The organism is Kitasatospora sp. NPDC059577 (assembly GCF_042735475.1).
Lineage (GTDB): Bacteria > Actinomycetota > Actinomycetes > Streptomycetales > Streptomycetaceae > Kitasatospora.
This window is the reverse complement of the sequence record NZ_JBHWBZ010000049.1, coordinates 20343-28438: the sequence shown is the minus strand read 5'-3', so window position 1 is coordinate 28438 and position 8096 is coordinate 20343. Positions and strand designations below refer to the sequence as shown.

General features: G+C 77.0%; 6 protein-coding genes and 1 pseudogene. 3 read left to right on the top strand and 4 right to left on the bottom strand.

All coding sequences use genetic code 11. The annotated features are described in order from the left end of the window. Nucleotides 1-68: 68 nt before the first annotated feature. Both ACFV0O_RS29755 and ACFV0O_RS29750 read right to left on the bottom strand, forming a co-directional pair. Complete coding sequence (locus ACFV0O_RS29755) at nucleotides 69-533, bottom strand: pyridoxamine 5'-phosphate oxidase family protein (protein ID WP_380346777.1); 465 nt, start codon at nucleotides 531-533, stop codon at nucleotides 69-71. Beyond that, nucleotides 525-875: pseudogene (locus tag ACFV0O_RS29750) on the bottom strand (VOC family protein); the annotation flags it as partial. The gene ACFV0O_RS29755 and the pseudogene ACFV0O_RS29750, both read right to left, overlap by 9 nt. A gap of 205 nt (nucleotides 876-1080) precedes the next feature. On the opposite strand from ACFV0O_RS29750, the gene ACFV0O_RS29745 reads away from it, so the two are divergent. After that, nucleotides 1081-4032: an ATP-binding protein gene (locus ACFV0O_RS29745; protein WP_380346728.1), complete on the top strand. Its 2952-nt coding sequence runs from the start codon at nucleotides 1081-1083 to the stop codon at nucleotides 4030-4032. A gap of 77 nt (nucleotides 4033-4109) precedes the next feature. On the opposite strand, the gene ACFV0O_RS29740 is transcribed toward ACFV0O_RS29745, so the two are convergent. Then, entirely contained in the window at nucleotides 4110-4562 is a 453-nt protein-coding gene (locus tag ACFV0O_RS29740; protein WP_360255204.1) for a DUF1801 domain-containing protein, read from the bottom strand. Nucleotides 4563-4711: 149 nt separating this feature from the next. Between ACFV0O_RS29740 and ACFV0O_RS29735 the strand changes: the two genes are divergently transcribed. Beyond that, nucleotides 4712-5122 (top strand): PPOX class F420-dependent oxidoreductase, encoded by a 411-nt coding sequence (locus ACFV0O_RS29735; protein WP_380346727.1) that lies wholly within the window; start codon nucleotides 4712-4714, stop codon nucleotides 5120-5122. An 803-nt stretch (nucleotides 5123-5925) separates the two neighbouring features. Here the strand turns inward: ACFV0O_RS29735 and ACFV0O_RS29730 are convergent. After that, nucleotides 5926-6888, bottom strand: a complete 963-nt coding sequence (locus ACFV0O_RS29730) for an AraC family transcriptional regulator (protein WP_380346726.1) — start codon at nucleotides 6886-6888, stop codon at nucleotides 5926-5928. Between the two features lie 161 nt (nucleotides 6889-7049). Here ACFV0O_RS29730 and ACFV0O_RS29725 point away from each other — a divergent pair, with 161 nt between their 5' ends. Beyond that, complete coding sequence (locus ACFV0O_RS29725) at nucleotides 7050-7961, top strand: MBL fold metallo-hydrolase (RefSeq protein ID WP_380346725.1); 912 nt, start codon at nucleotides 7050-7052, stop codon at nucleotides 7959-7961. Nucleotides 7962-8096: the final 135 nt, after the last annotated feature.

Sequence of the window (8096 nt, the reverse complement as noted above, 5' to 3'; positions counted from 1 at the left end):
GGGCGGGGCACGGGCCCCGCCCCCTCGCCGCCCTTTCGCCCCTTCGTCCCCCGCGCCGCGCCCGCCCGTCAGACCAGCCAGCGGCCGTCGCGCATCAGCTCACGGCCTGCCAGCTCGTCCGCCTCCCGCCACGCCCGGACACGGCGCGGGGTGACCCGGAACCAGTGGTAGGCGGTGGCGAGCCCACGCGGGTCGAAACCGGTGCGTGCCGCGAACCGGTCGCCCCGCGACCTCGGCAGCGCGTCCATCGCCAGCACCTCCACCGCCCCCTCGACCACCGTGACGTCGCGGGTGTGACCCAGGGCCAGCCGGGTGCCGCGCCCCGCGGCCAGATTGCGGCCGGTCGGACCGTCCGCCGGCGTGGCCAGCAACAGCGTCCCGCCGTCCCAGTCGAAGGACAGCGGCACCAGGTACGGGTCGCCGTCCGGCGAGGCGCTGGCGAGCCACAGGTCGACGTCCTCGGCGAGCCGTCGCTCGGTGTCGCGCCGGCGTTCGGCCCGGGGCCGGGGACCGGAGGCCGCCGGTTCCTGCAGGAGGCCGAGCAGATTGCCGTCGGGGTCGACCATGGTGGCCACCAGCCGCCCGCCGCCCACGTCGTGCACGGGTTCCTTCACGGTCGCGCCCGCGGCGGTCACCTCGGCGACCCTGGCCTCGATGTCCGGCACGTGCCAGTGGGCCAGCGGAGCGGTCAGGCCCTGCGGCCCGCCGGCCGGCAGCAGCCCGACGTGCTGGCCGGAGGCCTCGAAGCCGACGTAGTACGGCTCGTCGGTCCGTGGCGGGACACCGAGCAGGGCCGTGTACACGGCCTTGGCCGTCGCCAGGTCGGACACGGGGTGCAGGACGGTCCTGACCCCGAGGGTGGCGGAGCCGGTCATGGGCACTCCTCTCGTCGTGGGCCGGTCGGGCCCGGGGCCTCCGCGCCGCGGCTCTCGTGCCGCGGCCGATCGCCGTGGTCACAGCCTCGCCCCGACGGCGGCCGCACCGCCTCCGTGCCCACCACGGAAACCCGGTACGGAACGGAACCCGGTACGGAACGGAGCCCGGTACGGAACGGCCGTGGCGGGTGCGGATAATGACCCGGTGTCAACTCCTGTGATCTCGGCTCGGGAAGCCGACGTCCTCGCCCTGCTCGGCGAGCACCTCAGCAACGCGGAGATCGCCGCGCAGCTGTTCATCTCGGTCCGCACGGTCGAGTCCCACGTCTCCTCGCTGCTGCGCAAGCTGGAGCTGGCGGACCGGCGGGCGCTGGCCCGGCGCTCCGCCGAACTCGCCCGCGCCCGGCAGCCGGGCCCGGCCCCCGCCCTCCCGGCCCCCGCCCTCCCGGCCCCCGCCCTCCCGGCCCCCGCCCTCCCCACGCCCGCCCTCCCCGCGCCGCTGACCGCGTTCGTCGGCCGGGCGCGCGAACGCGGCGAACTGGCCGAGGCGGTGCGCGCCCACCGGCAGGTGACCGCGGTCGGCCCCGGCGGGGTGGGCAAGACCCGGCTCGCGCTGGCGGTGGCGGGGGAACTGGCCGGGGACTTCGCCGACGGCGTTCGCTTCGTCGACCTCGTCCCGGTCACCGACCCGGAGCGGGTCGGCGCGGCGGTGGCGGCGGCCGTCGGCGCGGGCGAGCAGCCCGGCCGGGGCGTCGACGACGCCGTGGTGGCCGCGCTGGCGGACCGCGAGGCGCTGCTGGTGCTGGACAACTGCGAGCAGGTACGGGACGGGGTGGCCCCGTTCGTGGAACGGCTGCTCACCGCCTGCCCCCGGGTCCGGGTGCTCGCCACCAGCCGGGCCCGGCTGATGGTGCCCTTCGAACGGGTCCTCCAGGTCCCGCCGCTGTCACGGGTCGGCGGCGGCGACTCGGACGCGGTGGCCCTGTTCACGGCCCGGTCGGCCGCGGTCGGCCGGCCGCCGGAGCGGGCGGCGCTCGGCGAGGTCGCGGCCCTGTGCGAACGGCTCGACGGCATGGCGCTGGCGATCGAGCTGGCGGCGGCGCGCTGGCCCACCCTCGGCCTCGACGGCCTCACGGCCGGCCTCGGCGACCAGCTGCGGATCCTGGCCGGCGGCCCCCGCGCCGACGGCCGGCACCGGTCGGTGCGCGCGGTGCTGGACTGGAGCCACGACCTGCTGGAGCCCCGGGACCGGGCGCTGCTGCGGCGGGTGTCGGTGTTCGTCGTGCCGTTCACCGCGGCGGCGGCGGCCGAGGTCGCCGGGTTCGCCCCGCTGGACCCGGCCGCGGTCGCCGACGGGCTGGGCCGGCTCGCCGAGCAGAGCCTGCTGGCCGTGACGCACTCCGCGGCGGGCACCCGCTACCAGGCGCTGGAGACCATCCGGCAGTACGGCGCCGAACGGCTCGACGGGGCGGGGGAGTCGGCCGAGGTCCGGGCCCGGCACCTGACGTGGTGCCTGGCCGGCGCGACCGCCCTGACCGAACGCGACACCCCGGACCGGCTCGACGCCCTCGACACCCCGGACGCCCCGGTTCGGCGCGCCCGGTTCGGCGCGCTGGCGGAGGACCTGCGGGCCGCCCTCGCCTGGGCCGCCGACCGGCCGGAGCAGCGGGCACCGGCCCGCCGGCTCGCCCTGGCCCTGGCCGAACTGGCCTTCGGCGCCAACCTGCTCGGCGAGTCCCAGCAGCGCTTCGAACAGTCCGCCGCCCTCGCCGTCCCCGCCGAACCGGGCCTCACGGACCCCGCAGCTCTCACGGACCCCGCCGTCCTCACGGACCCCGCCGACCCTGCCGCCGCGCTGCGCGAGGCCGCCGGGGTGGCCGGGTGCCGCAGACGCGGCGATGACATGTTCCGCCTGCACCTCGCCGCCGCCGAGGCCGCCCGGCAGGCCGGCGACACCGCCGGCGCGAGCCGCGACCTGGCGGCCGCCGCCACCGTCGCGTACCGCTTCTCCAGCACCTTCGCGCGGATCCCCGGGGCACCGCAGGTCCACGCCCTGCTCGCACAGGCCCGGGAGTCGGCCGGCCCGGCGGACCCGGCCGCACGCGCGGCCGTCGCGCTCGCCGAGGCCGCGGTCCTCGCCGACGCCTACGGCGCCGTCCAGGGCGACGCGGACAACACCGCGCACGAGACCGTCGGATACGCCGAACGCGCCGTCGAACTCGCCCGGCTGACCGGGGACCCGGTGGCCGAGTCCGCCGCCCTCGACGCGCTCTCCGGCGCCCGCAGCTGGGCCGGCGAACCCTTCGGCGCCGCGGCGGCCGCCGGTCGCCGGATCGACGTCCTGGCCGCCGCGCCGCGCACCCCGGCCGGCACGAACGAACTGGTGGACGCCCTCGCGATGGCCGCCGGAAACGCCCTCGGCGTCGGTCAGTTGGCGAAGGCCCGCCGATGGAGCGGACAACTCGCCGAACACCCGTTGCTCGCCGAAGCGGGCCACCACGCCACGTCCTGGCTCCTGGTCACCGAGGCGTTCGCGGGCCGCGCCGACGCCGTGCTCTCGGGCGGCACGAGGTTCCTCGACGCGTGGGAACGCGGCGGCCGGCCGCGGTCGTTCGTCCTCGGCCCGGCCGCCGCGTCGGTCGCGATGGTCCACGGACTGCGCGGCGACCACGCCGCCCGGACGTCCTGGCTCGCGGTCGCGGACCGGGCCGGCCCCGTCCTGGACCACCGCCACGGCCACGGCGCGGTCTTCGACGCCGTCGTCCTGCTCCACCACGGGGACGCGCCGGCGGCCCTGGAACGGCTCGCGCCGGAACCGGACGAGGTGTGGAAGTGGGTCTGCTGGGTCTGGCTGCACTGGTACGTGGCCCTGCGGGCCGAGGCGTCGGTGCTCGCCGGCCACCCGGACGCCCGCGGGCGGATCGCCCGGGCCCGCACCGTGACCGCCGGCAATCCCGTCGCCACCGCCCAACTCGACCGGGCACAGGCCCTGCTGGACGGCGACCGGGCGCCGCTGCCCGCCGTCGCGGCCGCCTTCGAGGCGGCCGGCTGCCACTACCAGGCGGCGCGCACCCTCCTGCTCGCCGACGACGGCCACCACGCCGCGGGCCGGGCGGCGCTCGCCGGCCTCGGCCTCGCCCCGGCAGCCGTCGGATAGCCCTGCCGCCCTGCCGCCCTGCCGCCCGGACCTGCCGACCCGGCCGCGCCGTTCGGCCGGTCCGGCGGGCCGGCGGATCAGGCGACCGCGCGCCCGACCAGCGCGGCGATGTGCTCCTCGACCTCCGCCGTGACCTCCGTCAGCGCGAAGTAGGCGGGCCACATCGGCCCGTCGTCCAGCTGCGCCTGGTCGCTGAAACCGAGCATGGCGTACCGGGACTTGAACTTCTCGGCGCTCTGGAAGAAGCAGACCACCTTGCCGTCCAGCGCGTAGGCGGGCATGCCGTACCAGAGCTTGGGGGCCAGTGCGGGGGCGGTGGCGGCGACGACGGCGTGCACCCGCTCGGCCATCACCCGGTCGCTCTCCCGCATCTCGGCGATCTTCGCGAGGACGTCGCGCTCGGCCTCGGCGGCCTTCTCGGCCTTGGAGACGTTGCGCGCGGCCTTCTTCAGCTCCTGCGCGTGGTCCTTCATCGCGGCCCGCTCCTCGGCGGAGAAACCGGCGTGCTTGTCGATCCCGGTGCTGGTCATGGCCCACCCCTGTCGTCCTGAGTCCCGATCGGCCGGCCCGTGCGGCCGGACCCGATCGCCGTGATCACATCCTTCCCCGCCGGTCCCACCCACCGCATCCGTGCTGACCACGGAGAGCACCACGGACCGGCGGCGGATAACCTCGCCCGATGACAACCCCGTTGAACGACGCCGTCCGCGCCCTGCTCGACGCGCCGATCCCCGCCGTCCTCGCCACCCTCAACCCGGACGGAAGCCCGCAGATGTCGGTGGTCTGGGTCGGCCGCGACGGCGACGACGTCCTCGTCTCCACCGCCGCCGGGCGCCGCAAGGAACGCAACCTGCGCCGCGACCCCCGGGCCGGCCTCACCGTCTACGACCCCACCGACCCGCTGCGCTACGTCGAGATACGCGGCCGCGTCACCGTCACCGAGGACCCCGGGCGGTCCGTCGCCGTCGCCCTCGCCGAACAGTACGAGGGCCCCGGCGCCGGCCAGGAGTACCTCGACCTCCCGGAGGAGGTCGTACGGGTCGTCGTCCGCATCACCCCCACCAAGGTGATCGGCACCGCCACCGCCTGACCGTCCGTCCGTCCGCCTGACCACCCGCCGCCTGACCACCCGCCGCCTGACCGTCGACCGCCAGAAGCCGGGAGCCGGGAGCCGGGAGCCGCGCCGGGAGTGCCGGCAGCGTGTGGCAGGCTCCGCCCCACCACGGACCTCCGGCGCACGGCAGAAGCCGGCACTTCCGGAACGGCGGGCGGCAGTGCGGCATGACGGACGATCACCTGATCAACGAGGCCTGGCGGACCTCGCCGCCGCCGGAGCAGCTGCGTGAGCAGGCCGCCGACCCCGCTCTCGCCCGGATCGTGGCCGCGCGGATCGCCCTGCCCGCCGAGCTGATCGTCGACGGCGACCTCGTCGTGCACGGCCTCCTCGACGACCACGTCTCCGGCACCGGCCTGCCGGTCGTCCCCGGCGACCTCGTCCCCCGGGGCGCTGTCCACGCCCGGGCCCTGGACCTCGCCGACAGGTCCGCCTCCTGCCCGGCGGGCGATCTGGACGTGGAGATCGACCCGTACGACGCCACCACCGGCCGACTGCGCTCCGCCCCGGAGATCCTGCTTCCCCAGATCTACGAGGACGGCGCCGAGCGCGCCCGCAGCGGCAAGCCACCGAAGCTCGCCAACCCGAGCCACCACCTGATCCGCGACCGCCTCCACACGGGCGAACCCCTCCTCCGGCCCGGGCTCCCTGACACCCCGCCCGGCCGCGCTGCGCCACGGCCACCTCACCCCGCCCGGTACGGCCCGCTGAGAGCGCCCATCAGCACCCACCATCCGCCGGGCCCGTCCGTCCGGCCCGCGCCGCGCGCCGACACGGCGTCAGGCGGCGAGGGCGGCCCGGGTGGCGCGGTAGCGGCCGGGGGTGGTGCCGAACTGGCGGACGAAGGCGTGCGAGAGCGCGTAGGGGCTGGCGTAGCCGACCTTGCGGGCGACGGCTTCCAGCGGATCGGCGGTGGTGCGCAGCAGGCCCGCGGCCCGGGTCATCCGCCACCAGGTGAGGTAGGCCATCGGGGGCCGGCCGGTGAGGGCGGTGAAGCGGCGGGTGAGGGTGGCGCGCGAGACGCCGGCGCGGGCGGCGAGGGTGTCGGTCGTCCACGGGTGGGCCGGGTCCTCGTGGACGGCGGCGAGCGCGGCCGCCACGACCGGGTCCGTCAGTGCCGCACCCCAGCCGTCGGCGCCGCAGCGGGTGGTCCAGGCCCGGACCAGGTAGACCAGCAGCAGGTCGATCAGGCCGGGTACGGCGAGTTCGCCGCCGGGGCGCGCGGCGGTCAGTTCGGTGCTCAGCAGGTCGACGGCGGCGCGCAGTTCGGGGTGCTCGCCGGTGCGGGTGGGCAGATGGACGACCTCGGGCAGCTCACGCATCAGCGGGTGTCCGAGCCCGTGGTCGAGCCGGTACTTGCCGCACAGCAGGTCGGCCGCCCCCGGAGCGTCCACGCCGGACACATCCGGGCCCGGAGCACCCGGAGCACCCGGGGCTCCCAGGAGCCGGCGGGGGCCGAGCAGCGCGTCCAGCTCCGGCAGGCGGCCCGCCCGGGCCGCCGTCAACTCCTCACCGGACAGGGCGTGTCCGCTGCCGTGCGGCAGCAGCACCGCGTCGCCGGGCCCCAGACGCAGCGGCTCACCGCCGTCGGCCAGCAGCCAGCAGTGGCCGGCCAGCACCACGTGGAAGCCCGCGCCCGGGTAGGAGGGGATCCGGGCGCCCCAACGCCCCGCCACCTGCAGCCGGTTGGAGACGGGCCGGCCCGTCCGTACGGCGGCGATCGCGTCGCTGACCACGTCCATCCGGCCATCGTAGCCCTCCCCGGAGCGCCCCGACCGGGCAGCAGCGATGAGCCGTTCGCGTATCGGAGCGAGCCGCTGGCGCATTGAGCGGCTCACCCGGGCTTCCTAGGCTCGACGGGCAGACAGCGAACCGACGGACGAGCGGGCAGGAGGGACGAACCGTGGAACGGATCGTGCTGGGGGACGTGGAGATCATCCGGGTGCTGGAGTTCCAGGGGCCGTTCGCCCCGGCGGAGGTGATCGTGCCCGGACTGGGCGAGCCCGACTGGAACGACGCCGACGCCGCCCTGGCGCCCGAGCACTACGACCCGGCGTCCGGCGCCTACATCGGCGCCCTGCAGACCTGGGTGGTGCGCAGCGGAGGCCGCACGGTGCTGGTGGACACCGGGGTGGGCAACGGGCGCGAGCGGCCGGCGACACCGATGTTCCACCGGCGCGAGGGGAGCTTCCCGGACCTGCTGCTGGCGGCGGCCGGGGTGCGGCCGGAGGAGGTGGACGTGGTGGTGAACACCCACCTGCACGCCGACCACGTCGGGTGGAACACGAGGGAGGAGGACGGGACGTGGGTCCCGACCTTCCCGAACGCCGAGTACTACCTGCCGGCCGCCGACCGGGCGTTCTTCGACCCGGCCGCCGGGCACCCGGCCCGCAGCGGCGGCGTGCTGGACCCGACGCTGTGGACGGAGTGGGACCTGGTGTTCGAGGACAGCGTGGCCCCGGTCCTGGCGGCCGGGCAGGCGGTGGAGTGGTCGGGCTCGCTGCGCCTCGACGCGGCGCTGGTGCTGGAGGAGGCGCCGGGGCACACGCCCGGCTCGTCCGTGCTGCGGTTGGAGTCCGGCGGTGAACGGGCCGTTTTCGTCGGGGACTTGATGCACTCGCCGGTGCAGCTGGCGCATCCGGCCTGCAGCAGCTGCTTCTGCCTGGATCCGGCGCGGGCGGCGGCGAGCCGGCTGCGGGTGCTGGAACGGGCGGCGCGGGAGGGCGAGCTGGTGATCCCGGCGCATTTCGCGGGGGCGGGAGCGGCGCGGATCAGCCGCGCGGGGGAGGGGTTCTCGGCCGCCTGGGCGCGCTGACGGCCGTCCGGCCGGCATGCGGTGGCCCGGGCGGGGGGGCCCGCCCCCCCCCCCGGGCGCGGGGGCCCCCCCCCCGCCCCAGAGACGACGGCCCCCCCGGGGAGCCGGCGCGACCAGACGGGATTCTGCAGCGGC

Excerpts from the sequence above, each read along its gene's own strand:
- ACFV0O_RS29740 (WP_360255204.1), bottom strand. The coding sequence starts at position 4,562 with ATGACCAGCACCGGGATCGACAAGCACGCCGGTTTCTCCGCCGAGGAG.
- ACFV0O_RS29735 (WP_380346727.1), top strand. The coding sequence starts at position 4,712 with ATGACAACCCCGTTGAACGACGCCGTCCGCGCCCTGCTCGACGCGCCG.
- ACFV0O_RS29730 (WP_380346726.1), bottom strand. The coding sequence starts at position 6,888 with ATGGACGTGGTCAGCGACGCGATCGCCGCCGTACGGACGGGCCGGCCC.